Source organism: Streptomyces sp. 135, from assembly GCF_020026305.1.
Lineage (GTDB): Bacteria > Actinomycetota > Actinomycetes > Streptomycetales > Streptomycetaceae > Streptomyces.
In genome coordinates, this window is the sequence record NZ_CP075691.1 from 5,891,718 (window position 1) to 5,917,688 (window position 25,971).

At 73.6% G+C, this 25,971-nt stretch carries 19 protein-coding genes and 1 pseudogene; 9 read left to right on the top strand and 11 right to left on the bottom strand.

What is annotated here, in order from left to right; genetic code table 11:
• Nucleotides 1-49 precede the first annotated feature (49 nt).
• Nucleotides 50-655 carry a dihydrofolate reductase family protein gene (locus KKZ08_RS26720; protein ID WP_223776854.1) on the top strand — a complete coding sequence of 202 codons (606 nt, stop codon included), beginning with the start codon at nucleotides 50-52 and terminating at the stop codon, nucleotides 653-655.
• On the opposite strand, the gene KKZ08_RS26725 is transcribed toward KKZ08_RS26720, so the two are convergent.
• The gene (locus tag KKZ08_RS26725) at nucleotides 652-1,458 is read right to left on the bottom strand and encodes an alpha/beta hydrolase (protein ID WP_223779202.1); all 807 of its coding nucleotides are present in this window, start codon (nucleotides 1,456-1,458) and stop codon (nucleotides 652-654) included. The two genes, KKZ08_RS26720 and KKZ08_RS26725, sit on opposite strands and share 4 nt — an antisense overlap.
• Before the next feature lie 108 nt (nucleotides 1,459-1,566).
• On the opposite strand from KKZ08_RS26725, the pseudogene KKZ08_RS26730 reads away from it, so the two are divergent.
• Nucleotides 1,567-2,564 (top strand): annotated as a pseudogene (locus KKZ08_RS26730) (MerR family transcriptional regulator).
• Here the strand turns inward: KKZ08_RS26730 and KKZ08_RS26735 are convergent.
• Nucleotides 2,549-3,154: a WS/DGAT domain-containing protein gene (locus tag KKZ08_RS26735; RefSeq protein WP_346657922.1), complete on the bottom strand. Its 606-nt coding sequence runs from the start codon at nucleotides 3,152-3,154 to the stop codon at nucleotides 2,549-2,551. The pseudogene KKZ08_RS26730 and the gene KKZ08_RS26735 sit on opposite strands and share 16 nt — an antisense overlap.
• 693 nt (nucleotides 3,155-3,847) lie before the next feature.
• Here KKZ08_RS26735 and KKZ08_RS26745 point away from each other — a divergent pair.
• From KKZ08_RS26745 to KKZ08_RS26755, 3 genes are read left to right on the top strand one after another with little or no spacing between them, the layout of a single operon-like run.
• Entirely contained in the window at nucleotides 3,848-4,375 is a 528-nt protein-coding gene (locus tag KKZ08_RS26745; protein ID WP_223776855.1) for a DUF6230 family protein, read from the top strand.
• Nucleotides 4,372-4,719, top strand: coding sequence for a DUF6114 domain-containing protein (locus tag KKZ08_RS26750; RefSeq protein WP_223776856.1), 348 nt, complete (start codon nucleotides 4,372-4,374; stop codon nucleotides 4,717-4,719). Before KKZ08_RS26745 ends, KKZ08_RS26750 begins: the two co-directional genes overlap by 4 nt.
• The gene (locus tag KKZ08_RS26755; RefSeq protein WP_223776857.1) at nucleotides 4,716-5,459 is read left to right on the top strand and encodes a hypothetical protein; all 744 of its coding nucleotides are present in this window, start codon (nucleotides 4,716-4,718) and stop codon (nucleotides 5,457-5,459) included. Before KKZ08_RS26750 ends, KKZ08_RS26755 begins: the two co-directional genes overlap by 4 nt.
• Here the strand turns inward: KKZ08_RS26755 and KKZ08_RS26760 are convergent.
• A complete protein-coding gene (locus tag KKZ08_RS26760; RefSeq protein ID WP_223776858.1) occupies nucleotides 5,445-8,324 on the bottom strand; it encodes a beta-L-arabinofuranosidase domain-containing protein in 2,880 nt (959 codons plus the stop codon). The two genes, KKZ08_RS26755 and KKZ08_RS26760, sit on opposite strands and share 15 nt — an antisense overlap.
• A gap of 242 nt (nucleotides 8,325-8,566) precedes the next feature.
• Between KKZ08_RS26760 and KKZ08_RS26765 the strand changes: the two genes are divergently transcribed.
• The 4 genes from KKZ08_RS26765 (at nucleotide 8,567) to KKZ08_RS26780 (ending at nucleotide 12,696) form a co-directional block, all read left to right on the top strand.
• Nucleotides 8,567-9,457, top strand: coding sequence for an NAD(P)-binding domain-containing protein (locus tag KKZ08_RS26765; protein WP_223776859.1), 891 nt, complete (start codon nucleotides 8,567-8,569; stop codon nucleotides 9,455-9,457).
• A gap of 57 nt (nucleotides 9,458-9,514) precedes the next feature.
• Nucleotides 9,515-9,907 carry a MerR family transcriptional regulator gene (locus KKZ08_RS26770; RefSeq protein WP_223776860.1) on the top strand — a complete coding sequence of 131 codons (393 nt, stop codon included), beginning with the start codon at nucleotides 9,515-9,517 and terminating at the stop codon, nucleotides 9,905-9,907.
• On the top strand, nucleotides 9,904-10,254 hold the full coding sequence (trxA, locus tag KKZ08_RS26775; protein WP_276573907.1) for a thioredoxin: 351 nt from the start codon (nucleotides 9,904-9,906) through the stop codon (nucleotides 10,252-10,254). The genes KKZ08_RS26770 and trxA overlap by 4 nt, the downstream gene beginning before the upstream one ends.
• 174 nt (nucleotides 10,255-10,428) lie before the next feature.
• Nucleotides 10,429-12,696, top strand: coding sequence for an AAA family ATPase (locus KKZ08_RS26780; protein ID WP_223776861.1), 2,268 nt, complete (start codon nucleotides 10,429-10,431; stop codon nucleotides 12,694-12,696).
• Here KKZ08_RS26780 and glgB read toward each other — a convergent pair.
• The 8 genes from glgB to KKZ08_RS38725 all read right to left on the bottom strand — a co-directional run bounded on the left by glgB (nucleotide 12,671) and on the right by KKZ08_RS38725 (nucleotide 25,884).
• Nucleotides 12,671-15,214, bottom strand: coding sequence for a 1,4-alpha-glucan branching enzyme (gene glgB / locus KKZ08_RS26785; RefSeq protein ID WP_223776862.1), 2,544 nt, complete (start codon nucleotides 15,212-15,214; stop codon nucleotides 12,671-12,673). The two genes, KKZ08_RS26780 and glgB, sit on opposite strands and share 26 nt — an antisense overlap.
• 27 nt (nucleotides 15,215-15,241) lie before the next feature.
• Nucleotides 15,242-16,693: a maltokinase gene (locus KKZ08_RS26790; RefSeq protein ID WP_223776863.1), complete on the bottom strand. Its 1,452-nt coding sequence runs from the start codon at nucleotides 16,691-16,693 to the stop codon at nucleotides 15,242-15,244.
• A gap of 118 nt (nucleotides 16,694-16,811) precedes the next feature.
• Nucleotides 16,812-18,530 (bottom strand): maltose alpha-D-glucosyltransferase, encoded by a 1,719-nt coding sequence (treS, locus tag KKZ08_RS26795; RefSeq protein ID WP_223776864.1) that lies wholly within the window; start codon nucleotides 18,528-18,530, stop codon nucleotides 16,812-16,814.
• A complete protein-coding gene (locus tag KKZ08_RS26800; RefSeq protein WP_223776865.1) occupies nucleotides 18,527-20,548 on the bottom strand; it encodes an alpha-1,4-glucan--maltose-1-phosphate maltosyltransferase in 2,022 nt (673 codons plus the stop codon). Before KKZ08_RS26800 ends, treS begins: the two co-directional genes overlap by 4 nt.
• A gap of 384 nt (nucleotides 20,549-20,932) precedes the next feature.
• Nucleotides 20,933-23,245 carry a serine/threonine-protein kinase gene (locus tag KKZ08_RS26805; RefSeq protein WP_223776866.1) on the bottom strand — a complete coding sequence of 771 codons (2,313 nt, stop codon included), beginning with the start codon at nucleotides 23,243-23,245 and terminating at the stop codon, nucleotides 20,933-20,935.
• Between the two features lie 37 nt (nucleotides 23,246-23,282).
• Nucleotides 23,283-24,578 (bottom strand): PQQ-binding-like beta-propeller repeat protein, encoded by a 1,296-nt coding sequence (locus tag KKZ08_RS26810; RefSeq protein WP_223776867.1) that lies wholly within the window; start codon nucleotides 24,576-24,578, stop codon nucleotides 23,283-23,285.
• Nucleotides 24,579-24,818: 240 nt separating this feature from the next.
• Nucleotides 24,819-25,505: a protein kinase gene (locus KKZ08_RS38720; RefSeq protein WP_263303360.1), complete on the bottom strand. Its 687-nt coding sequence runs from the start codon at nucleotides 25,503-25,505 to the stop codon at nucleotides 24,819-24,821.
• Nucleotides 25,477-25,884, bottom strand: coding sequence for a protein kinase (locus KKZ08_RS38725; RefSeq protein WP_263303361.1), 408 nt, complete (start codon nucleotides 25,882-25,884; stop codon nucleotides 25,477-25,479). The genes KKZ08_RS38720 and KKZ08_RS38725 overlap by 29 nt, the downstream gene beginning before the upstream one ends.
• Nucleotides 25,885-25,971 lie beyond the last annotated feature (87 nt).

Genomic DNA, 25,971 nt, shown 5'->3' on the forward strand with positions numbered 1-25,971 from the left:
CGCCCTCGATGGACCTACCGCCCCCGACCGCCGCTTCCCAGGAGTCCGCATGCGAAAGCTCGTCTACTTCATCGCCGTCAGCATCGACGGGTTCATCGCCGGGCCCGACGGTTCCGACCCCACGGGCCCCGACGGCTTCTGGCCGGTCGCTCAGGACTACGTCCAGCACCTCGCGCAGACGTACCCCGAGACCCTGCCGGCCCCGGCCAGGGAAGCCCTCGGCATCACCGCCGAGGGGACCCACTTCGACACCATCCTCGAAGGCCGCAGGACGTACATGAACGGCGTGGACGCCGGATTCGCCAACTGCTACCCGCACTTGAGGCACTACGTCTTCACCCGCACCCTCACCGAGAGCCCCGACCCCGGCGTCGAACTCGTCGCCACCGACCCCCTCGCCAAGGTGCGCGAGCTGAAGCGCGAGGACGGCAAGGACATCTGGCTCTGCGGCGGCGGCGAGCTGGCCGGAGCGCTGCGCGGCGAGATCGACCGCCTGGTCGTCAAGCTGGCCCCGCTGACGCTGGGTTCGGGCACACCCCTGTTCGGCCGGGGTGCCGCCTTCGAACCGCTGCTGTACGAGCGGACGGACGCCGTCGTCCTCGACAGCGGCACGGTGTTCCTCACGTACGACAAGACGGCGAAGAGCGACTCCTAGGCGGCGGTCGCGGCGGCGAGGCGGTGCCCCTCGCCCGCCGCCGCCCGCAGCAGCACCCCGGCCAGCTCGTCGGGCATGGAGAGCATCGGCCAGTGCCCGGTGGCCAGTTCGAAGAAGGTCGCCCCCGGGCAGGCGAGATGCTGGACCAGCGGCATGCCCGAGGCCACGAGGGCTTCGAGCGCGGCGATGTCCGTCGTCCCGCCGACGGTGCAGAAGACGCCGCTCATCGGGAGCGCGGCGACCGCCTCCGAGATCCGCAGCCGCTGCGCGGCCGGGCCGAGGGGCATCGGCGAGGCCAGGCGCGCGATCCGGGCGAGCCCCTCGGGGGAGACGCCCGCGAGGTTCCCGTGCTCCCGCCACTCCTCGGGGGTGGGCGCGGGGACCCGCCAGCCGTCCTCGGCCCGCTCGGCCATGCCGAGCATCCGCTCCCTGGCCGGCCCGGCGGGCATCAGCTCCCGCACCTGGTCGAGCATGGAGCGGCCGTCCTGCGGCAGCGGCGAGTCCAGGTACACGAGGCGGGCGATCCGCTCCGTGCGCCGGTCGGCGGCGCCCACCGCCGGGTAGATGCCGTAGCAGTAGCCGACGAGCACCACCTCGTCCGCGTCGACGTGGTCGATCGCCTGGACCACGTCCTCGATGTGCGTCTCCAGGTCCGTCTCCGGGCCCGCGAGATGGCGGCGGTCCCCGAGCCCCGTCAGCGTCACCGCGTGCACCTCGGCCCCCGCCGCGCGCAGCGGTGGCGCCACGTCCCGCCAGATCCAGCCACCCGTGTGACCGCCCGACACCAGCATGAACGCCGTCATGATTCCTCCCGATACGACCTCTGGTACGCCGTTGCCCGCGCGGCCGGGCCGATCACCCCGCCGCGCTCGCCCGTACGCTAGGAACTCCCCCTGAGGGAGGTTCAAGTCGTGCCGGAAGACGGCAAGCCGCAAGGCGGCTCGTGGAGCATCGGGCAGCTGGCCGAGCGGGCGGGCGTCACCGTCAAGACCGTCCGCTTCTACTCCGACCGCGGCCTGCTGCCCGAAGCCGCCCGCAGCGGCGGCGGCCACCGCCGCTACGGCCCCGAGGCGCTGGAGCGGCTCCGCCTCATCCGCTCCCTGCGCGGCCTCGACGTGCCGGTGCCCGACGTCGGCCGGCTCCTCGAACAGGAGGACGCGCTGGACGACGCCCTGGAGGGCGTCATCGACGGCCGGCTGCGCGAACTCGGCACGCGCCTGACCGTCCTGCGCTGGCGGCAGGCCGCGCTGCGCCTGCTGCGCGACTGCCCCGCCGAGGAGCGCGCCGAGCGGCTGCGGCTGGTCGGCGGGCTGCCGACGCCGCCCAGCACGGCCGCGCTCGCGCGGTTCTGGCGGCGCTGGCTGCCCGCGCGGCTGCTTACCTGGTCGTGTCGGCCGTCGTCGAACAGGCGGTCCCGCAGCTGCCCGACGACCCGGCCCCGGCCCAGGTGCTGGCCTTCGCCCGGCTGCACGCGTTCGTGTCCGACAGCTGCTTCGACGCGGGCCCGGGCCCGGACGGCTGCCGGCCCGAGGTGCACCTGCCCGGCAAGGGCTACCGCCCCGCCGTGCTCTACGAGGGTCTGCCCGAGGCCTTCGCGCTGGCCTCGGCGGAGCTGCGGGCGGGCCGGGCGCCGCGCCCGGGCGAGGCGCTCGACTGCTTCGTCGCCGTCCACGCCGCCGCCCTCAACGCCCGCGACAGCGCCGGTTTCCGCCGGGGCCTTGGCCGGATGCTCGCCGCCGAGGAGCGCATCGACCACTACTGGCAGCTCGCCGCCGAGGTCATGACCCCGCCGCCGGGCCCGCCCGAGCCGACGCCCGGCGCCGCCGACAACTGGCTCCGCGCGGCCCTGGCCGACACCACCGGGCCCGGTCGGCCGGCTCGCGCCGGTGGAGGTCAGACCGGGGCGTAGGCCTCTTCGAGCTCCGTCAAGGACTCCTGCCACAGCTGCGGCAGCCGACCGGGATCGGCGTCGCCGCGGTCGCTGGTGAAGCTGATGGTCGCCTGCTCTGCGTAGGTGGTCAGGGCCACGCTCAGCGGGTGGCCGAACAGCAGGGGCGGCAGGCAGGCGAGGCCGCGGACGGGGCGGCCGTTGATCACCAGCCCCGCCCCCAGGGGGACGTTGGTGGTCAGGAGGGCGGTCCTGCTCCGGTTGAGCAGGCAACGGGTGGCGAGGCCCGCGACGCGGGGCAGGGCGCGCAGGGCCGCCCGCTGCTGCGGGACCTCGGCAGCGTGCCTGTCCGTGCTCGCGCGCATCAGGTCCAGTCGGCGGCGGGGGTCGGGCTCCGCGCAGTGCAGTTCGGCCCGCAGGGCCGCCAGGTGGTTGCCGAGGGTGGCCGTCTCGTGGCCCGGAGGGCGGCTCTCGGCCGGGACGAAGGAGTGCAGGGGCCCGGCGCCGCGGGCCGTCCAGTCCTCGGGTGTCCAGGCGCGCAGGGCACCGGCGGTGGCGGCGAGGTAGATCTGGTTGAGGGAGGCCCCGGCCGCACGGGCGAGTGCCGTCAGGCGCCCTGTGTCGCAGCTCGTGGAGCGTGACGCGGCAGTCCTGGCCGGCGTACTCCGCGAGTTCGAGCACGTGTGCCGTGCCGGTCACGTTGGTCGCTCTCAGCGCGTCCAGCGGCGCGGAGAGCGAGATGTCGGCGGCGCTGTGCCAGACGGCGGTCGTGCGCTCCGCGAGCCGGCGGTAGTGGGCCGGGGGCAGGGCCAAGCGGGGCCGGGAGACGTCGCCCGACAGGCAGTGCAGGCGGTCCAGTGCCGCCTGGGGCAGCGGCCCGCCGGCCAGGCCGGTGAGGGACGCGACGACGCGTGCGCGCAGGGCGGCGGGTGTGCCGCGCCCCAGCGCCGTGACCTCGCGGCCCTCTTCCACGAGCAGGGAGTACAGCAGGCGGGAGCCCAGGAAGCCGGTGGCTCCGGTGAACAGAATGGACATGCGCGACACCATCGCACTGGTCCACGCCCCGTCGGCCCCGGTGGCGGGGGAGCGGGGAAGCGCGACCGGTGACCGCGCCGCCGACCACCCGGATGGCGGGCACACCTTCGACGGGGACGGCACGTTAACCGGCGAGAGACCGTCTTGCGGAAGGCAACCTCATGAGGCGCAGCGGCGTATGCGTACCAGGTGTCACCGGGCCTCGTCACCGGGCCGCCGGAGGGCGGACGGACTGGAGGCGTTTCGCGCTCGCCGCGACAGGCGCGCTGGTGCTGGCCGGTGCGATGGTCGCGGCCACGACGGCCGCGGCGGTCCCGGTGTCGTTCGCCGTCGCCGGCAGCCCCTTCGCCGTCACGGCGCACCGGCTGGAGGCCAAGGGGGTGACGCAGTTCGCCTCGTTCCGCGAGGGGACGTCGGGGAAGCGGCACGCGGTCGCCGCGGTCGGACTGGAAGAGGCGGCGCTGTACGGGCTGTGCCAGTCCGCGGTGGCACGGACACCGCTGGGCACGGCGACGCTGCGGATCCGGTCCGGCGACCACCGGGCGGTGAGGGCTTCGTCGCTGGCGCTCGACCTGTCGTCCATCCGGGGCGACATGCGGTTCCACGAGGTGGAGATGGGACGGGACGCCGCCACGCTGCGCGGGGGCGCCCGGGGGGCGGCGGGAACGTACGGCCAGCAGGCGGACGCACTGACGATCCGGCACCTGGAGATCGACGCCTGGTCGCTGACCGCCGGGGTGTTCACGCTGGGCGACGCCACCATGGACGTCCGCGCCGGGGAGCACCCGTGCGCGTGAGGGGAGGACACCGCCCCCGGGGAGCCATCGCGTGCGTCGCCTGCGCCGGGTTGGAGATCGGCTACTTTCCGCTGGCCCAGGTCGGTCTGCTGCCGGTGCAGGGAGTCAGCGGGGCGGCCACCGTCATGTTCGCCCTCGCGCTGGTCGGCTGTGCGGCGCACCTGTGGGCCGTGCCGGCGCGCGCCCACCTCAGCGGGGCCGCCGCCATCGTCCTGGGCGTCCTCTCCTATCCGTTCGCCAACCTGGGCGGCTTCCTCCTCGGCATGCTCCTCGCGCTGGTCGGAGGGGCCCTGGCACTGGCGTGGCGGCCTCCGCCCGCCCGGGCCGCGGGGAGCGGCGGGTGACCCCTGGCCGTGCGCGGTGGTGGCTGGCCGTGGGCGCTTACCTGACCGCCGCCCTCGCCCCGGCCTGGCGGGCACCGCCGTCGACACGGAGCCCGACGATCACCCGGCGGGGTCTCCGCTCCCGCCCGGGAGACTCCCGCGCCCTCCGACGGGCCGAAGGGCACCGCCGCGGGCGCGACCGCGACTGCGTGCCCGGCGCCCTGCCTTCCGCGCAGCCGCGGCGCGGGGAGCGTGCGGCGGCTGCGGGGGCGCTGGCCGGCTGCCTGGCCGGGGCCGTACCGAGCGGGCGCACCACAGGGTCCGGCGGGACCACGCTGCGGGCGGCCACACTGTCCGTCACCGGCCTCTACTGTCCCCCCGGCGCGGACGTGTGCCGGGCCTCCGTGATCCACCTGTCCCGGCCCCGCATCCGTTACGGGCAGGGGGAGGCCGCTTCCTGCCTGGCCGCCGAGGAGTTGTCGCTGACCGGTGCCGTCCGCTTCCGCGCGGCGAGCCTGCACGGGCGGCTCCTGGGTGTGCTGCCCCTGACCGTCTCCACCCGGACGGTGCCGCCCGTGCCCGTCCCGTTCCTGCGGCTGGACGCGGTGGTCGCGCGCGGGCTGTGGGTGAAGGCCGGCGAGGGCACGGGCTCGGCGGTGACGGTCGGCCCCGGGAGCGGCGCGTGCGGTGCCGCCCGCCCCGGCCCGGCCCCGGACCCGTCCTCAGGAGACGCCCCGCCCCCGTCCTCAGGAGACGTATGACGCCCGCTTCGCCGTCGACACCACCTTCGCGCCGTCCGCCGCGCTCAGCCTCCCCGCGGCCACCCAGGAGTCGACGGTGGCCCGGACGTGCTGGACGAGCGCGTTCTTGTTCTTGAACGGGGCGGCCGACCAGACGGCGTCGAGGAACGTCGTGCCGTCCGGGCCCGCCGGGTTGGCGACGCCCGCCTCGGTCCCGCCGAACACCACCTGGGGCTCGGCCCGCCGGAAGTAGGTGTGCGTCGGGTCCTGCGTGCCTTCGAGGAACGGCGCGAACTCGACGTCGCCCAGCCGGTGGTGGAGCGGCTTGCCCGGCACCGGGGTGAGGCTGGGCAGCAGGTCCCCGGAGAGCGCGGCGTCGCGGTAGAGACCGAGGCGCAGATAGTCCTTGCTCGCGTCGCGGGCCACGAGGTTGACCGGGCCGTGGAAGAGGGTCTGGATCTCCGGCTCGTCCGGGCACTTCTCGGTGCGCAGCCGGAAGGGCACACTGACGCGCACGGTGTCACCGTCGCGCCAGGTGCGGGAGACGGAGCAGTAACTCCCCGGCTCCGCGTCCGCCGTCACCTTGCGGCCGTTGACGCTCACCGTGAACCCGTCCTTCGCCCACGCCGGGACGCGCAGCCGCAGGTCGAAGGCGGTGGTGGCGCCCCGGACCGTGAGGGTCGTGCCCTGCTCCCTCGGGTAGTCGGTGCTCTGCGTGACCGTGACGCCCTTGGCCGCCCACGTCAGCGTGGAGGGGCTGTAGAGGTTGACGTACAGGGCGGAGCCGTCGGCCCGCTGGAAGTAGACCGAGTCCTGGTACTTGGTGGCGCTCTCCAGGCCGGTGCCCTCGCAGCAGGTCGTGCCCTGCTTCGGCGTGTAGTCGCGGACGTGCCCGGGCGACAGGCCGATGAAGTACGTGACGAGGGGCTTCTCCGCGTCCGGCTCGTCCTGCTTGGAGCCGAGGACCTGGTTGTAGAGGGCGCGTTCGTAGTAGTCCATGTACGCCGCGTCCTGCTCGTGGAAGAACAGCGTGCGGCTCAGCTTCAGCAGGTTGTACGCGCAGCAGGTCTCGGCGGTGGTCTCGCCGAGCGTCCCCGCGATGACACCGCGCGCCTTCCAGAACTCCGCCGTGCTGGTGCCGCCGATGCCGTACATCCGGTGCGGCACGACCATCTTCCAGAAGTTCCGGGCGGCCGTGAGGTAGCGCCGCTCGCCCGTCGCGTCGTACAGCCGCAGCAGGCCCGTGAAGACCGGGATGTGCTGGTTGGCGTGGAGCCCGTCGAGGGTGTCGGTGCCCGCGGCGCACGCGTCGATGAGCTTGTCGAGGTCGAAGAGGCGGGCCAGGGCGAGGTGTTCGGCCTTGCCCGTGACGGCGTGCAGATCGCAGATCGCCTCGACGATCCCGCCGAACTCGCCGCTGGAGAAGATGCCCCACATGCGCTGGCGGGTGGCGTCGGAGAGCCGGGAGAGCCGGGAGTACATCCAGTCGCACATGCCCGACGCGAGATCGAGCGCCCGCTCGTCGCCGACGTGGAGGTAGGCGTCGAGCACACCGCGCAGGATCTTGTGCGCGGTGTAGTACGGCGCCCACACCACGTGGTAGTCGGGGCCGGTCATCGACTCCAGGGTGATGAACTGCGTCTCGGGATACGCCGCGAGGAACCCGGGATGGCTCGGGCGGCCCCAGGTGCGGCGCAGGGCGGCCGGACGGCCGCGGCCCGAGGCGTCGGCGAACACGGCGCCGCTCGTCTCGTCGAAGGCGTACGACGCGAGGTCGCCGCGCCCGGCGGCCGTCCGGGCGGCGGGGGCGTCCTGGAGCCCCGCGACCTCGGCGGCGGTCAGCGCCCGCGACCAGAGGTTGACCTCGTCGAACGCGCCGGCGAAGACGGGGTCGGAGGCGAAGTGGGAGCGGCCGAGCCAGTGGTCCTCAAGGGTGCCGAGCGCCGCCGGGTCAAGGGTCATCGCGGTGTTCCTGGCGACGGCGGCGCCGTTGACGTAGAGCGTCCCGGTGCCTTCGCCGAGGGTCACCGCCACGTGGCTCCACTTGTCCAGGGGCAGCGGCGCCGTGCCGTTGAGGGCCTGTTCGCCGCCGGGACCCTGGGTGGTGAGGGCGAACCGCGGGGCGCCGGCGGCACCCCGCGCCGTCAGGTAGAGGTAGCGGGTGGTGTCGTCGCCGCAGTCCAGGATCCGTGCCCAGGGGGCGTCGTGGGCGGGCTTGACCCACGCCGAGAACGTGAGCGCCGGGCCGCCGCCGAGGACCCCCGACGGCAGGTCGACGTACTGGTGGGAGCCCCGCACCTGCATCGTGGCCGTCCCGAACCTGCCCTCGACGGAGAGGACTTCGGGGCCGTCGCGCAGCGCCGCCCGGACCTTGGTGAGCGCGCCGATCATGTGGCGGACCTTCTCCGCGTACGCCTTCTCGCCCGTACCGGCGTACGCCTGCGACAGCATGGTGAGGAAGTGGCCGGTGTAGTGGCCCCGCAGATTGCCGTTCGCCTCCCCGTCGAGGCCCTCCCAGCCGCCGGGGGCCACCGCGCCGCCCGTGGCGAGGCCGGCGTTGGCGCGGAAGACCTGGAGCAGGCGGTCCACGTCGTAGCCGCGGCCGTGGTCGAGGATCAGGTCGCGCTTGGTGGCGAAGACGCCCTCGCGGAGCGAGACGTCCTTGAGGGCGAAGGGGCGGACCGTCCAGGCGGCCGGGGCGGCGACTCCTGCCGGCCCCGTGGCCACGCCCGGCGCGGGGCTCCGGGAGGCCGCCGCCGCCCGGCCGTCGGCGAAGGAGGGCAGGGCGGTCGCCGAGGCCGCGAGGGCCGCCGCGCGCAGGACGGCGCGTCTGGCGGGCCGGGGCGCGGAGCCGGGTGCGGGTGAGGGTATGGGGGCGGGGGCCATGGGGGTCTCATTCCTCGGCTGCGCGCGGGCAGCGCATGTTCGAAATCCCGGACGTAGTTCGCATTCTCGACCAGACGGTAGGAGTGACGGAGGGGTGCGTCAATGGCTGCGGCGCAAGCCGGGTCTGGCGCGGCGTCAGGGGCGGCGTGCCACCTCCGGTCCGCACACTTACCTTCCGGTGAGTACCTGACTAATTGGTCGGTACTTGTGGGGAGTTGGGGCTCCTGCCGACGATGGGGCGCATGACCACCGCACCGGACCCCCGCCCCGCCGTCACCGTCCTCGGCCTCGGCGCCATGGGCCAGGCCCTCGCCGGCGCCTTCCTGAAGGCCGGCCATCCCACCACCGTCTGGAACCGCTCGCCCGGCAAGGGCGAGGACCTCGTCTCCCTCGGGGCCACGCGCGCCGCCACCCCCGCCGAAGCCGTCCGCGCCGGTGAGGTCGTCGTCGTGTGCGTCCTCGACTACGCCGCCGCGGACGCGATCCTCGACCAGGTCACCGCCGCCGACCTCGACGGCCGCCTCCTCGTGAACCTCACCTCCGACACCCCCGAGCGCGCCCGCGAGGCCGCCGTCAGGGCCGCGGCCCTCGGCGTCGACTACCTGGACGGCGCGGTCATGGTGCCGGTCCCCATGATCGGCACCCCGGACGCGCTGATCTTCCACAGCGGTGCGCGGGCCGCGTACGAGAAGTACGAGGGCACGCTGAAGGCGCTCGGCGGGCAGAGCACCTACGTCGGCGAGGACCACGGGCTCGCCGCGGTGTACGACCTCTCCGCCCTGGACTTCTTCTGGACCGCGATGCACGGCCTGGTGCACGGCTTCGCCCTCGCGGCCACGGAGGGCGTGCCGGGGTCGGCCGTCGCCCCCTACATGAAGACCCTCGCCGCCCTCCTCACGAGCGTCGTCGACGGCACGGCCGAGGACCTGGACGCGGGGAAGTTCCCCGGCGACCTGGACAACCTCACCGTCGAGGCGGCGAACGTGCGGCACATCGTGCGCGCCGCCGAGCACCGCGGCCTGGACGCGGCCGCTCTGCGCGGCGTCCTCACGGCGGCCGACAGGTCGATCGGCCTCGGGCACGGCGGCGACAACTGGGCCTCGATCGTCGAGGGCATCCGCAGGCCCGCCTGACCCGGGGGCCGAAGCCGGCCTGGCCTTGACGCCTACGTCAACGATTACCGTCGGGGCATGCGAATCGGCGAGCTCGCGGCGCGCGCGGGGACGACCACGCGGACGCTGCGCTACTACGAGTCCCGCGGGCTGTTGCCCGCACGGCGTGCCGGGAACGGCTACCGCACCTACGACGAGGACGACCTGCGGCTCCTGGCACAGATCAGGACGTTGCAGGACTTCGGGTTCGACCTGGAGGAGACCCGGCCCTTCGTGGAGTGTCTGCGCTCCGGCCATCCGGAGGGCGACTCGTGCCCCGCGTCGCTCGCCGTCTACCGCCGCAAGCTCACCGAGCTCGACGCGCTGATCGGCGAGTTGAACGCGGTGCGCGCGCAGGTCGGCGCGCAGCTCGTGCGCGCGGAGGCGGCGCTCGAAGGCGGCCCCGAGCCGCGGTGCGAACTGACGGGATGAGGAGAGTGGTGGCAGTGAAGGCAGCAGGTGTGGCCGAGGTGACGGACGCGGACTTCGAGGGGGAGGTGCTGCGCGAGACGGACCGGCCCGTGCTCGTGGAGTTCACGGCGGACTGGTGCGGCCCGTGCCGGCAGCTGGCGCCGGTGCTGAGCGAGATCGCGCGGGAGGAGGCGGACCGGATCAAGATCCTCCAGCTGGACGTCGACCGGAGCCCCGGGACCGCGATCGCCTACCAGGTGCTCTCGGCGCCGACCATGATCGTGTTCCGGGGCGGTGAGCCCGTGAAGCAGATGGTGGGCGCGCGGGCCAAGCGCAAGCTCCTCGCGGAGCTGGCCGACGTGCTCTGAGGCTCCGCACACGCCCAAGGGAAATGCCCCGGACGAATTGACGTCCGGGGCATTTCCCTGCGTATTATGGATTCTTTCGAGAAGTTGTATCCGTGAGGTGCAGCAACTTTGCAGCAATCTCACGGCCGACTTCACGGGAAGCTTTAAGAGCACTGTAACTGGCGAGGGGCTGAATTGTCAACCGAGGAATTGCGGAAAGAGCAGCAATTCGTCTCCGGGCTGTACGCGCGCCTTGACGCGCTGCGCGCGGAGGCCGAGGACGCCGTGCGGGCTTCGTTGTCGCAGGTGGGCAACGGTCTCCAGGCACGCCTTGAACGCGATGTCCTGGTGGCGGAGCAGTCCGGCCTGCTCGCCGCCTTCAACGCGGGGGAGAACGGCCTCTGCTTCGGCAGACTCGAATTCCGCGACGGCCGCGACCACCACATCGGACGCATCGGAATCCGCGCCTCCGACGCCGAGCGGACCCCGCTCGTGATCGACTGGCGCGCCGATGTCGCCCGCCCCTTCTACCTCGCGACGGGCCATACGCCGATGGGTCTGCGGCGCCGCAGGCACATCACCACCGAGGGCCGCGAGGTCACCGGTCTGCACGACGAGATCCTCGACCTCGGCGACACGACCCGCACCGGCCACGAGAGCGCCGACGCCGACGAAGTGCTGCTCGCCGCGCTCGACTCGGCGCGCACCGGCCGCATGCACGACATCGTGCAGACCATCCAGGCCGAGCAGGACCGGATCATCCGCGCCCCGCACCGCGGCGTCCTCGTCGTCGAGGGCGGCCCCGGGACGGGCAAGACGGTCGTGGCGCTGCACCGCGCCGCGTTCCTCCTCTACGCCCACCGCGAGCTGCTCGCCAAGCGCGCGGTCCTCGTCGTCGGCCCGAACCCGGCGTTCCTCGGCTACATCGGCGAGGTCCTGCCCGCGCTCGGTGAGACCGGCGTCCTGCTGTCGACGGTCGGCGAGCTGTTCCCCGGCGTGAGCGCCACCGGCACCGACAGCCCGGAGGCGGCCGAGGTGAAGGGCCGCGCCGAGATGGCGGAGGTGCTCGCCACGGCGGTGCGCGACCGCCAGCGCATCCCCGAGCCGGGCGAGCCGCTGGTCATCGCGCACGACGACGGCGACCTGATCCTCGACTGGACGATCGCCTACGAGGCGCGGGAGGCGGCCCGCGAGGCGGACGTGCCGCACAACCTGGGGCGCCCCTACTTCGCGTTCCGGGTCATCGACTCGCTCACCGGACAGCTCGCCGAGCGCATCGGCCACGACCCGTACGGCGGCCCGAACTTCCTCGGACCCGACGACATCGCCCAGCTCGGCAAGGCCATCGCGGCCAGCCCCGAGGTCCACGCGGCCATCGATGAGCTGTGGCCGACGCTGACCCCGCAGGGCTTCCTCACCGACTTCCTGGAGGAGCCGACGGGCCTCGGCGAGAAGGACGCGAAGGCGATCCGGCGGCCGCGCGGCGCGCCCTGGACGGCGGCCGACGTCCCGCTGCTCGACGAGGCGGCCGAACTGCTCGGCCACGACGACAGCGCCGAGCGGGCGGCGGCCGAGGCCGAGCGCGCCCGTGAGATCGCGTACGCGCAGGGTGTCCTCGACGTCTCGCGGGCCTCACGGACGTACGAGTTCGAGGACAAGGACGAGGACGACGCCGAGGTCCTGCTCGCGCACAACATCATCGACGCCGAGCGGATGGCCGAACGGCAGGAGGAGGCCGACCACCGCAGCGCCGCCGAGCGCGCGGCGGCCGACCGCACCTGGGCGTTCGGGCACATCATCGTCGACGAGGCGCAGGAGCTGTCCGCCATGGCCTGGCGGCTGCTCATGCGGCGCTGCCCGACCCGCTCCATGACGCTCGTCGGCGACCCGGCGCAGACCGCGGAGGCGGGCGGCTGCGGCTCGTGGGAGAGCATCCTCGCGCCGTACGTCGAGGACCGCTGGGAGTACACCCGGCTCGGCGTGAACTACCGCACGCCGGTGGAGATCATGGAGGTGGCGGCCGAGGTGCCGCGCCTGGCCGGGAACCCGGACTTCCGCCCGCCCAGCTCGGTGCGGTCCACGGGCGTACGGCCCTGGGCGCGCCGCGCCGACGACCTCGCCGCCGCCGTGGCCGACGCGGTGGCGGCCGAGGCCGGGGGCGACGGCCGCCTCGCGGTCATCGCCCCGCGCGAACTCCACCAGGAGCTCGCCGCACGGCTCCCCGGGGTGACGGCCGGGGAGGCCCCGAACCTGACGCGGCCGATGGTGCTGATCGACCCGCGTCAGGCGAAGGGCCTGGAGTTCGACACGGTCCTGGTCGTCGAGCCGGCGAGGTACGGCGCCAGCGACCTGTACGTCGCCCTGACCCGGGCCACCCAGCGCCTCGGCGTGCTGTACGCCGACGAGCTCCCGGCGGCCCTCAAGCGCATCGAGGAGGTCACGCCGGCCGCAGCCACACCGTAGCCAGCGGCGGCAGGGTCAGGCGCAGGGACGCGGGGCGGCCGTGGGAGCCCACCGGCTCCGGCTTGAGCGGGTCGGGGTTGGTGACGTCGCTGCCGCCGTAGCGCGCCTCGTCCGTGTTCAGGACCTCCTGCCAGGCCGCGAACTCGTCCGGGACGCCGAGGCGGTAGGCGTGCCGCACCACCGGTGAGAAGTGGGAGACGGCGAGCAGGGGCGCCCCTTGCGCGTCGTAGCGCAGGAAGGCGAAGACGTTGTCCTCGGCCGCGTCGCCCTCCACCCAGGCGAAGCCGCCGGGGTCCGTGTCGCGCTGCCACAGGGCGGCCTCGCCGCGGTAGACGGAGTTCAGGTCGCGGACCAGGTCCCGTACCCCCCGGTGGTCGGGCTCCGCGCCGTACGCCGGGTCGAGCAGCCACCAGTCCGGGCCGTGCGCTTCCGACCACTCGGCGCCCTGCGCGAACTCCTGGCCCATGAAGAGGAGTTGCTTGCCGGGGTGGGCCCACATGAAGCCGAGGTAGGCGCGGTGGGTGGCCCGCTGCTGCCACCAGTCGCCGGGCATCTTCGACACCAACGAGCGCTTGCCGTGCACCACTTCGTCGTGCGAGATGGGCAGGACGTAGTTCTCGCTGTACGCGTACACCATCGAGAACGTCATCTCGTTGTGGTGGTGCTTGCGGTGCACGGGCTCCTTCGCGACGTAGTCGAGGGAGTCGTGCATCCAGCCCATGTTCCACTTCAGGCCGAAACCGAGCCCCCCGAAGCCGCCGGGCCCCTGGTGGTGGGTGGCCCGGGTCACGCCGTCCCAGGCCGTGGACTCCTCGGCGATCGTGACGACGCCGGGCGCCCGGCGGTAGACGGTGGCGTTCATCTCCTGGAGGAAGGCGACCGCGTCGAGGTTCTCGCGGCCGCCGTGCACGTTCGGTGTCCACTGGCCGTGCTCGCGGGAGTAGTCGAGGTAGAGCATCGAGGCGACCGCGTCCACCCGCAGCCCGTCGATGTGGAACTCCTCGCACCAGTAACAGGCGTTCGCGACGAGGAAGTTGCGCACCTCCTTGCGGCCGTAGTCGAACTCCAGGGTGCCCCAGTCGGGGTGCGCGGCCCTGAGCGGGTCCTCGTGCTCGTACAGCGGCCGCCCGTCGAACTCCGCGAGCGCCCAGTCGTCGCGCGGGAAGTGCGCGGGCACCCAGTCCATCAGGACGCCGATCCCGGCGCGGTGCAACGCGTCCACCAGGTACTTGAAGTCGTCGGGGGTGCCGAGGCGGGCCGTCGGCGCGTAGAAGCCGGTGACCTGATAGCCCCAGGAGCCGCCGAAGGGATGCTCGGCGACGGGCATCAGCTCGACGTGGGTGAAGCCGAGATCGGAGACGTACGCGGGCAACTGCTCCGCCAGCTGGCGGTACGTCAGGCCCGGTCGCCACGAGGCGAGGTGCACCTCGTACACGGAGAAGGGCGCCTCGTGGGCGGGCCGTTCCGCCCGGCGGGCGAGCCACTGCGCGTCGTGCCACTCGTGGTGCGACTCGTGCACGACCGAGGAGTTCGCGGGCGGCGCCTGCGTGTGGCGGGCCAGCGGGTCGGCGCGCATCGTCTTCGTGCCGTCCGGCCGGGTGATCTCGAACTTGTACAGCTCGCCCTCGCCGACGGACGGCACGAACAGCTCCCAGACGCCGGTCCCGCCGAGCGAACGCATCGGAAAACCGGTGCCGTCCCAGAAGTTGAAGCCGCCGACGACCCGCACTCCCCGGGCGTTGGGCGCCCACACGGTGAAGCGGGTGCCGGTCGCGGCCTGGTGGGTCATGGGGTGCGCGCCCAGCGCCTTCCACAGCTCCTCGTGCCGCCCCTCGCCGATCAGATGCAGGTCGAAGTCGCCGAGCGAGGGCAGGAAGCGGTACGCGTCGTGGATCTCCAGCTCGGTGTCCTCGTACGTGATGTGGAGCCGGTAGTCGTCGGGCGCGGCCGGCAGCGGCAGCACGGCGGAGAAGAACCCGTCACCGTCGTCGCGCAGCTCGGCGCGGACGTCCTTGGCGACGACCGAGACCGCCTTGGCGTAGGGCCGCAGGGCGCGGAAGGCCGTGCCGCCCGGGACGGGATGGGCGCCGAGGACGCCGTGCGGGTCGTGGTGGGTGCCCTCCAGGAGACGCGCCCGGTCCTCCTCGGGGACGGGCGACGCGGCGACGGCGGTCACGGGGGACGGCGCCTCCGCGGGCGGGGGCTGTGTCTTTGCTGGATTCGGTGTCTTCTGCGTCTTCTGCGTCTTCTGCGTCTTCTGCGTCTTCGGTGGATTCGGTGGATTCGGTGGATTCGGCGTGGCCTTCGGGGGCGTCTTCGCGGCGGTCTTCCGGGAGGCCCTCGGGCTCTTCGCGGCCTTGGCCGCGTCGGCCGCCTTCGCTGTCCCGCGCGCCTTCTGGGCCGGTGTCTTCCGCGTGCCCTTCGGGGCGGGCCGCTGCTCGGCGGGGTCCGGTTCCGGGGTGCGGGGCGGGGGCGGGGCCGGGGCTTCGGCGGACGGTTTGCGGGGGCGGGGGGTCACGGGAGAGGCCTCCTCCGAAAGGGATGGTCAGTGGGCGGCGTCGGCGGAGCCGTTGTCGGCCAGGCGGCGGGCCGCGGCCAGCGGCACGGGAAGCCAGTCGGGCCGGTGCCGGGCCTCGTAGAGGACTTCGTAGACCGCCTTGTCCGTCTCGTGGGCGCGCAGCAGCACGGGGTCCGTCCGCGGGTCGCGGCCCGAGACGTCGGCGTACCCCACGCAGAAGGCGGCCCGGCAGTCCGTGGCCCACTCCCGCGCCCACGGGTCGCGGGTGGCGGCCGCGTAGTCGAAGGAGCGCAGCATGCCCGCCACGTCGCGGGCCGGCGGCTGCGGCATGCGCCGCTCGGCGAGGGGACGCGCCGGCTCGCCCTCGAAGTCGATGAGCGACCAGTGGCCGTCGGGGGAGCGCAGGCACTGCCCCAGGTGCAGGTCGCCGTGGATGCGCTGGGCGGTCCAGGACTGGCCCTCGCCGCCCAGGTCGGCCAGCGCCTCGAAGGCTGTGAGCAACCCCGGGGCGTACGGCCGCAGCGCCGGGACGGCCTGCGCCGCCGCGGCGAGGCGCCGCGCCATGGCATCGGCGATCAGCCCGATCTGGGCCCGGCCGAGCGTGACGGTCGGCAGCGCGTCGGCGAGCGCCGCGTGCACCTCGGCCGTGGCACGGCCGAGCGCCCGGGCCTCACCGGTGAAGGCCTCGCCCTTGCCGAGCATGCGCAGGGCCAGTTCCCAGCCGTCCTCGGCGGCGGCCAGATAGGGCTGGAGCACACCGAGGCCGCACGCCTCGCCCGCCGCGCCGGCGTCGGCCGCGCCGCCCGACAGCTCCGCGAGGAACCACGCGGCGGGCGCGGGCACGCGCGCGCAACCCTGCCGGGCCAGGTGCAGCGGCAGCTCCAGGTCGGGGTTGACGCCGGGCACGACGCGGCGGAACAGCTTGAGGATGAACGTATCTCCGTACACGACCGAGGAGTTGGACTGCTCGGCGGCGAGCGGGCGCGGCGTGAGACCGGAGGGGATGCCGACGCTCATGTCACGCTCGAAGCGGAGCACGCCGTGCCGGCCCGGCATCCGCAGCCGCTCCAGGAGCAGCGCGGCGAGCCGCGGGTCGTGCAGTGCCTCGTACACCGTCTGACCGGCGAGCGGGCCCTCGGTGACGTGGCCGATGAGGGCGGGCGCCAGCTGGGGCGGCAGGGTGCGGCACACGCCGATCAGCAATTGGTAGCAATCGCCCGTGTGTTCGGTCGGCGTGCCCTCCAGGGCGGTGTCCTGTGCGGGCACGAGCGGTCGGCGGACCCGCAGCAGCACGTGCAGCAGGCCCGACGGCGCGGTGCGGGGCAGGAGTTCGGTCACGGCCACCGGCTCGAAGGAGCCGATCGGGCGGCCCTTCCCGGCGAACCACCGCTGCCTCGGCAGCCACTCGCGCAGCAGTGGGTCGAGTGAGGCGAGCAGCGCGGTGGCGTGCGCGGTGGGGCGGGTGGCGGCTTCCGACATGGCGTCGCGTCCTTTCCGCGGGGCGGACAAGGCAGAGTGCGGGAGTGCCGGTTGTGCGTAGGAGTGCCCAGGGCGGGGCGGTGGAAACCGCCCCGCGAAGGCATCGCGCCGCTGGAGCCTACGACGGTTCCCGGCGCAGACGGAACCAGTAGAAGCCGTGCCCCGCCAGCGTGAGGAGGTAGGGCAGTTCGCCGATGGCCGGGAAGCGCACCCCGCCGATCAGCTCCACCGGATGGCGTCCGTTGAAGGCTTGGAGATCCAACTCCGTGGGCTGCGCGAAACGCGAGAAGTTGTGCACGCACAGCACGAGGTCGTCGTCGCCCTCCTCCTCCGCGGGCGCCTCGCGGAGGAAGGCGAGGACGGCGGGGTTGGAGGAGGGGAGTTCGGTGTAGGTGCCGAGGCCGAAGGCGGGGTTCTGTTTGCGGATCTCGATCATCCTGCGGGTCCAGTGCAGGAGGGAGGAGGGCGAGGACATGGAGGCTTCGACGTTGGTGACCTGGTAGCCGTAGACCGGGTCCATGATCGTGGGGAGGTAGAGGCGGCCGGGGTCGCAGGAGGAGAAGCCCGCGTTGCGGTCGGGGGTCCACTGCATGGGGGTGCGCACGGCGTCGCGGTCGCCGAGCCAGATGTTGTCGCCCATGCCGATCTCGTCGCCGTAGTAGAGGATCGGGGAGCCGGGCAGCGACAGCAGGAGCGCGGTGAAGAGTTCGATCTGGTTGCGGTCGTTGTCCAGCAGGGGGGCGAGCCGGCGGCGGATGCCGATGTTGGCGCGCATGCGCGGGTCCTTGGCGTATTCCGCGTACATGTAGTCGCGCTCTTCGTCGGTGACCATCTCCAGGGTCAGCTCGTCGTGGTTGCGCAGGAAGATGCCCCATTGGCAGCCCGAGGGGATGGCGGGGGTCTTGGCGAGGATTTCGGAGACGGGGTAGCGCGATTCGCGGCGTACGGCCATGAAGATGCGGGGCATGACGGGGAAGTGGAACGCCATGTGGCATTCGTCGCCGCCCTTGGCGTAGTCCCCGAAATAGTCGACGACGTCCTCGGGCCACTGGTTGGCCTCGGCGAGCAGGACGGTGTCGGGATAGTGCGCGTCGATCTCCGTGCGGACCCGCTTGAGGAATTGGTGAGTGGCCCGCAGGTTCTCGCAGTTGGTGCCTTCCTCTTGGTAGAGGTAGGGCACGGCGTCCAGGCGGAATCCGTCGATGCCCAGGTCGAGCCAGAAGCGGAGGGCGGAGATGATCTCTTCCTGGACGGCGGGGTTCTCGTAGTTGAGGTCGGGCTGGTGGGAGAAGAAGCGGTGCCAGTAGTACTGCTTGCGTACCGGGTCGAAGGTCCAGTTGGAGGCTTCGGTGTCGACGAAGATGATGCGGGCGTCGCCGTACTGCTTGTCGTCGTCGGCCCAGACGTAGTAGTCGCCGTAGGGGCCTTCGGGGTCGGTGCGGGAGGCCTGGAACCACGGGTGCTGGTCGCTGGTGTGGTTCATGACGAAGTCGATGATGACGCGCATGCCGCGCTGGTGGGCGGAGTCGACGAATTCCACGAAGTCGGCGAGGTCACCGAATTCGGGCAGGACGGCGGTGTAGTCCGAGACGTCGTAGCCGCCGTCGCGCAGCGGGGATTTGAAGAAGGGGGGCAGCCACAGGCAGTCCACGCCGAGCCACTGGAGGTAGTCGAGTTTGGCGGTGATGCCTTTGAGGTCGCCGATGCCGTCGCCGTTGCTGTCCTGGAAGGAACGGACGAGTACTTCGTAGAACACGGCGCGTTTGAACCAGTCGGGGTGCCGGTCCTTGGCGGGCGTGTCCTCGAAGGTGTCCTGGACGGGCTCGTTGACGATCATGATGTGGGTGACCCTCCGATCAACGGTGAGGACGGTCGCAGGACGCGGAAGACGTGGGCGGGCGCGCGGCCCGGCTCCAGGCGCACATAGTTGGCCCTGCCCCAGTGGTAGGTCTCGCCGGTGAGCTCGTCGCGCACCGGCACGCTCTCGTGCCAGTCGAGACCGAGTAGCGGCATGTTCAACGACACCGTGGCTTCCTGGGTGTGGTGGGGGTCGAGGTTGGCCACCACCAGAACCATGTTCGAACCCTGCGGGTCCGCGGCGGACTTCGAGTAGGCGATCACCGCTTCCTTGTCGGTCGGATGGAAGTGCAGGTTCCGCAGCTGTCGCAGTGCGGGGTTGGCGCGCCGGACGTGGTTCAGCCGCGTGATGAGGGGCGCGATGGTGCGGCCCTCCCGCTCGGCCGACTCCCAGTCGCGCGGGCGCAGTTCGTACTTCTCCGAGTTCAGGTACTCCTCGCTGCCGGGCCGCACGGCGGTGTTCTCGCACAGCTCGAAGCCGCTGTAGAGACCCCAGGTCGGGGAGAGCGTCGCGGCGAGGACCGCGCGCACCTCGAAGGCCGGACGCCCGCCCTCCTGGAGGTAGGCGTGCAGGATGTCCGGGGTGTTCACGAAGAAGTTCGGACGCAGGAAGTGCGCGGTCTCGCGCGACAACTCGGTGAGGTAGTCGGTGAGTTCTTCCTTGGTGTTGCGCCAGGTGAAGTACGTGTACGACTGCTGGAAGCCGATGGCGGCGAGGGTGTGCAGCATCGCGGGGCGGGTGAAGGCCTCGGCGAGGAAGATGACGTCCGGGTCGGTGCCGTTGATCCGCGCGATCACCTCCTCCCAGAACACCACCGGCTTGGTGTGCGGATTGTCGACACGGAAGATCCGCACGCCGTGCCCCATCCAGAACCGCAGCAGCCGCTCCGTCTCCGCCACAAGGCCCGGCAGGTCCTTGTCGAAGGCGATCGGATAGATGTCCTGGTACTTCTTCGGCGGATTCTCCGCGTACGCGATGGAACCGTCCGCCCGCTGCCGGAACCACTCCGGATGCTTGTCCACCCACGGATGGTCCGGCGAGCACTGCAACGCGAAGTCCAGCGCCACCTCCATGCCCAGCCCCTGGGCACGCCGCACGAAGGCGTCGAAGTCGTCCAGCGTCCCGAGGTCCGGGTGGACGGCGTCGTGCCCGCCCTCCGGCGAACCGATCGCCCACGGCACGCCCACGTCGTGCGGGCCGGGGGAGAGGGAGTTGTTCGGGCCCTTGCGGTGGGTGGTGCCGATCGGGTGGACCGGCGGCAGATACACCACGTCGAAACCCATGTCCGCCACGGCCGGCAACCGCTCGGCGGCCGTGCGGAACGTCCCCGGGACCGGCGGCTCGCCCGCACGGACCACCGCGCCCTGCGAGCGCGGGAAGAACTCGTACCACGACCCGAACAGCGCCCGCTCACGCTCCACGACCAGCGGGAACTCCGGTGAGGTCGTGACCAGTTCGCGCAGTGGATGACGGTCGAGCGCCGACACCACCTCGGGGGTGAGGGCGGCCGCGAGGCGGGCCGCGGGCCGACGGGCCGGATCGCGCAGGGCCTGCGCGGCGCCGAGCACGGCGGTCCGCCCGTCGCCGGGCATCCCGGCGGCGGCGCGTTCGTGGAGGCGGGCGCCCTCCTCCAGGACGAGGTCGGTGTCGATGCCCGCCGGTATCTTGATCCGCGCGTGGTGGCGCCAGGTCGCGACCGGGTCGCCCCACGCCTCCACGGCGTACGTCCAGCGACCCTCGGCGTCCGGGGTGACGTCCGCGGCCCACCGGTCGGTGCCGGGCGCGAGCTCCCGCATCGGCGTCCAGGGCCCGGCGCGGCCCTCGGGATCGCGCAGCACGACATTGGCGGCGACCGCCTCATGCCCTTCGCGGAAGACGGTGGCGGACACCTGGAACGTTTCGCCCGGCACGGCCTTCGCCGGTTTTCGGCCGCAGTGGACGGCGGGCCGGACGTCCAGAACAGGGATGGTGGGCTGGGGGGTTGAGCCAAGAGGCATGTCTGACCGCTCCTGTCCGCGTGCACGGATACGGGGGTGTGGAGAGGTTCCGCGGCGCGTGCCGGCCGCGGTGTGCCGGAGTGCGTACCGCAGGAGCCTTCCCACACCCCCCGGGTGGGCAATCCGGCGCTTTGTTAACTACTAGTGCGTAACGGCACATGCAAGACCGGCCCGGCCGCGAACGGTGTTCGGGGTCCGAAAATGCACTGTTCGGTACGGGACAGCCGCATATGCCCGAGGGGTGCTCGGCGGGGCGTCCGGGCGCCCGCCGCCCGGCAGGCACGTATGCCGCCGAGGGGCCCGCCCCGCGGCGGCGCATGGCGCGGGCGCGCGCGACTGGCGCGTTTCTTCCCCGCGGTGCCGGACCCGGGCGCCCGGGGGCGGTCAGGGCGCGTAGCCCGAGATGATCCTGCCGTCGCCGGTGGCGGCGAAGAGGGCGCCGCCCGCGTACAGGGGGGCGCCGAGCGGTCGGCTGTCGTCGTACTCCGTCTTCCCCTCGGGGCGGGGGATGTTCTTCCTGCGGTACGAGTCCAGGTCGTCGGCAGTGGAGCGGCCCCACATCTCGTACCGGCCCACGGCCAGCACCCGGTTGCCCGCAAGGGCCACGGTCCCGGTGTCCTGCGGGGCGCCGTAGCGCCAAAGGCGCCTGCCCGTACGCCAGTCGAAGGCCGACATGTAGTGCGTGACGGGGTCGTCGGCGTCGGGGTTTCGGGTCGTCACCACCAGGACGCCCGCCTCACCGACGACCGGGGGCAGCGCGGGCTCCATGCCGGGGGCCAGCGTGCGGCGCGTGGCCAGGGTCCCCGGGTCGAGCTCGCGGACCCCCCGGGCGTCGTGGTCCCAGCACAGCAGGGACGAGCGGTGGGCGAGCAGGCCGTAGCAGGGCTGCGCGGGGGCGGTGCGGACGGTCTCGCCGGTCTTCGCGGAGAGGGCGAGCACGCCCTTGCCCTCGATCGCCGCGTACAGCCGGCCGCCCTCGGCCAGGAGCGCGTGCTGGACCTTGGCGGGAAGGCGCGGTGACGTCCACAGCTCGCGGCCGTCCTTCGCCCGCCGGGCGCGGACACGGGCCTCGCCGGGCGCCGTCGCCTCGTCCGAGAAGCCGAACTCGGCGGTGTAGACCACCCCGTCCGCGTAGGTGAGCCCCATGACCGCGGTGCCCGAGGGCGCCGGCTTGCGCCAGCGTTCGGTGCCGGAGGACACGTCCACCGCGAGCACGCCCCGCTCGCTGGGGACGTAGACCCGCTCGCCGTCGCTCTCCGGCGCCACGGTCTGGACGCCCTGGAGGGCGTCGGCGTCCGCCGCGAAGCCGCGCGAGGTCCAGCGGTGGCCGCCGGTCGCCGCGTCCAGGGCCGTCGCGGCGCCCTTGCCGTCCCGGCACACCAGCGTGGACGCCACGAGGACACAGCCGTGGCCCCGGTCGTCCAGGCTCCCGGGGCGCGCGACCGACCAGGGCTTCCAGCCCTTCGGGCGGGCCGGGGCGCGGGTGGCGGCGGCCCCGAAGTCGCCGGTGCGCCCGGGGTTTCCGTACTCGGTGACGATGCGGGGCGCGTTGCCGTTGCCGCTGCTTCCGGCGTCGGCGGAGCCGTTGCCGCCCGCGCCCCCGTCGTCCCCCGGAAGCAGCACCGCCGCCAGCGTCACCGCGACGGCCGCCAGCGCCGCCGCGATGATCCACGGCGGCGGGTGCTCGCGGGGCCGGAAACCGCCGGGGCCCAGGGAGCCAGGGCGGGAGGCGGGGCGTAAGCAGGAGCGGAGGGCGGCCGCCCGTGGCCGCGGCGGTGTCGGCCGCCGCGAACGACGCGCGCGCCACCGCCTGTTCGCAGCGCGCCACCGCCTCCCGGTGCTCGGCGAAGAGGGAGAGCACCGGAGCGGGCCAGGGCACGCCCGCCCGGCGGCGTCCGCGAGGCGGTCGGCGAGAGCGGCGGCGGTGGGCCGGTCGCCGGGCGCCCGGCGCAGGCAGTCGGTGACCACGTCGCGCAGGTCGTCGGGGACGCCGGAGAGGTCCGCGTCGCCCCGCGCGATACGGAAGATCACCGAGGCGAGTTCCTGGTCGTCGAAGGGGCCGCGCCCCGTCGCCGCGAAGCACAGCACCGCGCCCAGCGTGAACACGTCGGAGGCGGGCACCACCGCGTTACCGCCCTCGATCTGCTCGGGGGACATGAAGCCGGGCGTGCCCACGACCATCCCCGCCGCCGTCAGCGCCGTCGCGTCGAAGGCCTGCGCGATGCCGAAGTCGATGAGCGTCGGGCCCTTGGGGGTGAGCAGCACGTTGCCCGGCTTCAGGTCGCGGTGCAGGACCTGCGCCGCGTGCACCGAGGCGAGCGCGCGGGCCAGACCGGCGCCGAGCGCGCGCACCGCGCCGGCCGGCAGCGGCCCGCACCGCCGTACCGTCTCCGCGAGCGAGGGCCCGGCGACGTACTCCGTGGCGAGCCACGGGACCTGGGTGTCCGCGTCCCCGTCGAGCAGTTCGGCCGTCCCCGGGCCCGACACCGCGCGCGCCGCCGCGATCTCGCGCCGGAAGCGGGTCCGGAACTCCCGGTCGACGTCGAGGTCCGGCCGCACCGTCTTGACCGCGACGAGCGGCGCGCCGGGCCGTGCCGCGCGGGCGAGATACACCTCGCCCATGCCGCCCGCGCCGATCAGGGCCAGCAGCCGGTACGGGCCGACGTGGCGCGGCGGCCCGGACAGGGGGTCGAGCACGGCTCCTCCAAAGGGTGCGGGGCGTGGGGCGCGGGGCTCAGGAGGGCAGTTCGACCGAGACGACGGTCCCCTGGTCGTACACGATCGTGGCGATCCCGCCGAGCGGCAGGACCGTCGGCGGCTTCGGCAGGTCCGCGAGGACCGTGCCGGTGTCCTGCGGCGGCTCCGGGCGGCGGTTGCCGGGCGCGCCGGGGACCTTGACGCCGCGCACCTCGCCCGACTTGGTGAGCGGCACGGTGCGCAGGGTGGTGTTGTCGGCGGTCAGGGCGCGGTCGCCGATGACCAGCGCCCCGGAGGAGACGGGGCGCTCGATGACGTAGTCGACGACGGAGAGGCGTTCCTCACGGGTGACGCGGCCGTTCTTCGGGTCGGCCACGAGCAGCCTGCCGCCCGTCGTGTCGTACGCGAGGGCGGCGTCCGGGGTGACCGCGCTCACCACGACGTCCAGGCCCGGGTGCCCGTCGGAGCCGATCGGCGGGGCCTTGAAGCCGAACTTCCCCTCGACCGCGAGCGTACGGGGGGCCAGGCGCGTCACGCGGGTCTGCGGGTCGGCGGTCGGGTCATCGAACTCCCCGGTGTCGCCGATGACCTGGGAGCACAGGAGCTGCCCCGACGCGGGCTCCGCCATGAGGGTGCGGCACTGGCCGTCGTCGTAGACGCCGCCCACCCGGTCGCCCTTCTTCTCGTCGAGCGCGATGACCCCGTCCTCGGAGTCCGCGTAGACGACGCCGTCATGGGCGAGCGCGGCCGTGTAGCCGCCCTGCTCGGCCTTGGCCAGGGTCCCGGTGGCGAGGTCGTACGTCCACACGGGGTCGCCGCCGCGTCCTTCGCGGGGGAAGGCCTGGACCGTGGCCCCCAGAGGGCCGCCCGGGCCGCCCGGCTCGCCCTCCGAGGAGACGATCAGGTGGTCGTCCGTGAGCAGCGCTCCGGTGACCTTCTTGCCGGCCGGCGCGCCCACGGTCCAGCGCACGTCACCGGAGCGGGACTCCCGCACCTGCAACCGCCCCTTGTACGCGACGACGGTCGTCCCGCCGCGCACCACGGGGTCCTGGTCGTCGCCCGGCATGAAGAGCGCCCCGGTCGGGCCGAGATACGCCTCGCCGTTCGTGCCGCGGTCCTCGGCCGAGCGGCCGTCGGACGTCCACAGGCGGTGCCCGTCGGCGGCGTCGCGCGCCTCGTACGTGCCGTTGGTCAGCAGGCACACCACCGCCTCGGTGTCGGCCGCGCACTTCAGCGGCGTGTGGCCGAACGTGGCGCGCCACGGCTGCCAGCCCTTGGGCCGCTGTTCCTCGTACTGCGGGACCAGGCCGCTGCGGTCGGCGGTGCCGGACACGTCGACCCCGGCGCGGGCGACGAACTGGGCGCGGGAGAGGGACGGCCGGTCGGCCCCCGGTGTCCTGGACCCCGTGGCGCCCGCGCTCCCCGCGCCCTCGCCGTCCGCCCGGCGCCGGAGCCGCCGCCGCGCAGGGCGAGCAGCGCGCCGACGGCGGCGCCCGCCACGGCCACGGCGGCGATGACGGCGACCGCGCCGCGGCGTCCGAGGCCGCGCCGGGCGGACGGCGGCGGGCGGAACTCATGGTGGGCAGGCCGTGCACCTCGGAGCTCTGCGCGGAGGCGGTGGCCGGGCCGGGCTCCAGGTGGGGACCTGCGTCGGCGGGTGCGCGGGGGTGGCCGCGGGCCGCGCGGACAGGGGCAGCAGGGGCCGCCCCGAGGCGCACACCTGCTCGACGTCGCGGCGCACCTCGGCGATGGCGGCGAGCACGGCCGCGGGCCACAAGGAGCCGCCGCCTCCGTCGGCTGCCTGGTCGTGGCCGTCACCGTCGCCGTCACCGCCGTCCCGCAGGGCCGCCAGCAGGGCGGCCAGCTCCGCCGGTTCCGGCCGCTGGGCCGGGTCCGGTCTCAGGCAGGACGCGACGACGACCCGCAACGGCTCCGGTACGCCGCCCAGTTCGGCCTCGGCGCGCGCGACGCGGTACAGCACCGCGGCCACCGGGCCGTCCCCGAACGGGTCGGCGCCGGACGCCGCGTACGCCAGGACCGAACCGAGGCAGAACACGTCCGAGGCGGCCACCACATGGCGCCCGCCCGCCACGTGCTCGGGGGACATGAAGCCGGGCGTGCCCACGAGCAGGCCCGTCGACGTCATCGTGGTCGCGCCGAGCGCCCGCGCCACGCCGAAGTCGATGAGCTTCGGCCCCGCCGCGCCGAGCAGCACGTTCGCCGGTTTCAGGTCACGGTGCAGGGCGCCCGCCGCGTGCACGGCCGCCAGCGCGCGGCCACCCGGCGCCCAGCGCGGCCACGGACGCGACCGGCAGCGGGCCGTGCCGCCGCACGGCCTCGGCGAGGTTCGGCCCGGCGACGTACTCCGTGGCGAGCCACGGCTGCCCGGCATCCGCGTCACCGGCGACGACATGCGCGACGTAGGGACTGTCCACGGACCTCGCGACGGATATCTCGCGCCGGAACCGGGCCCGGAACGGCGCGTCGCCCGCGACATCCGCGCGGAGGGCCTTGACGGCGACGAGCGCGTCCGGTTCGTAGGGCCCCGGCGTGGCCAGGAACACCTCGCCCATGCCGCCGGAGCCGAGCCGGACCAGCGTCTCGTACGGCCCCACCCGCAGCGGCGAAGTCTCCCGCAACCGGCCGATCATGCGCCCCGCCCCCCGGTGGTTCTGTTGTCAATTCCTGTGACGCGTCAGCACGTCGCAGATTACAGCGGGTAGGGG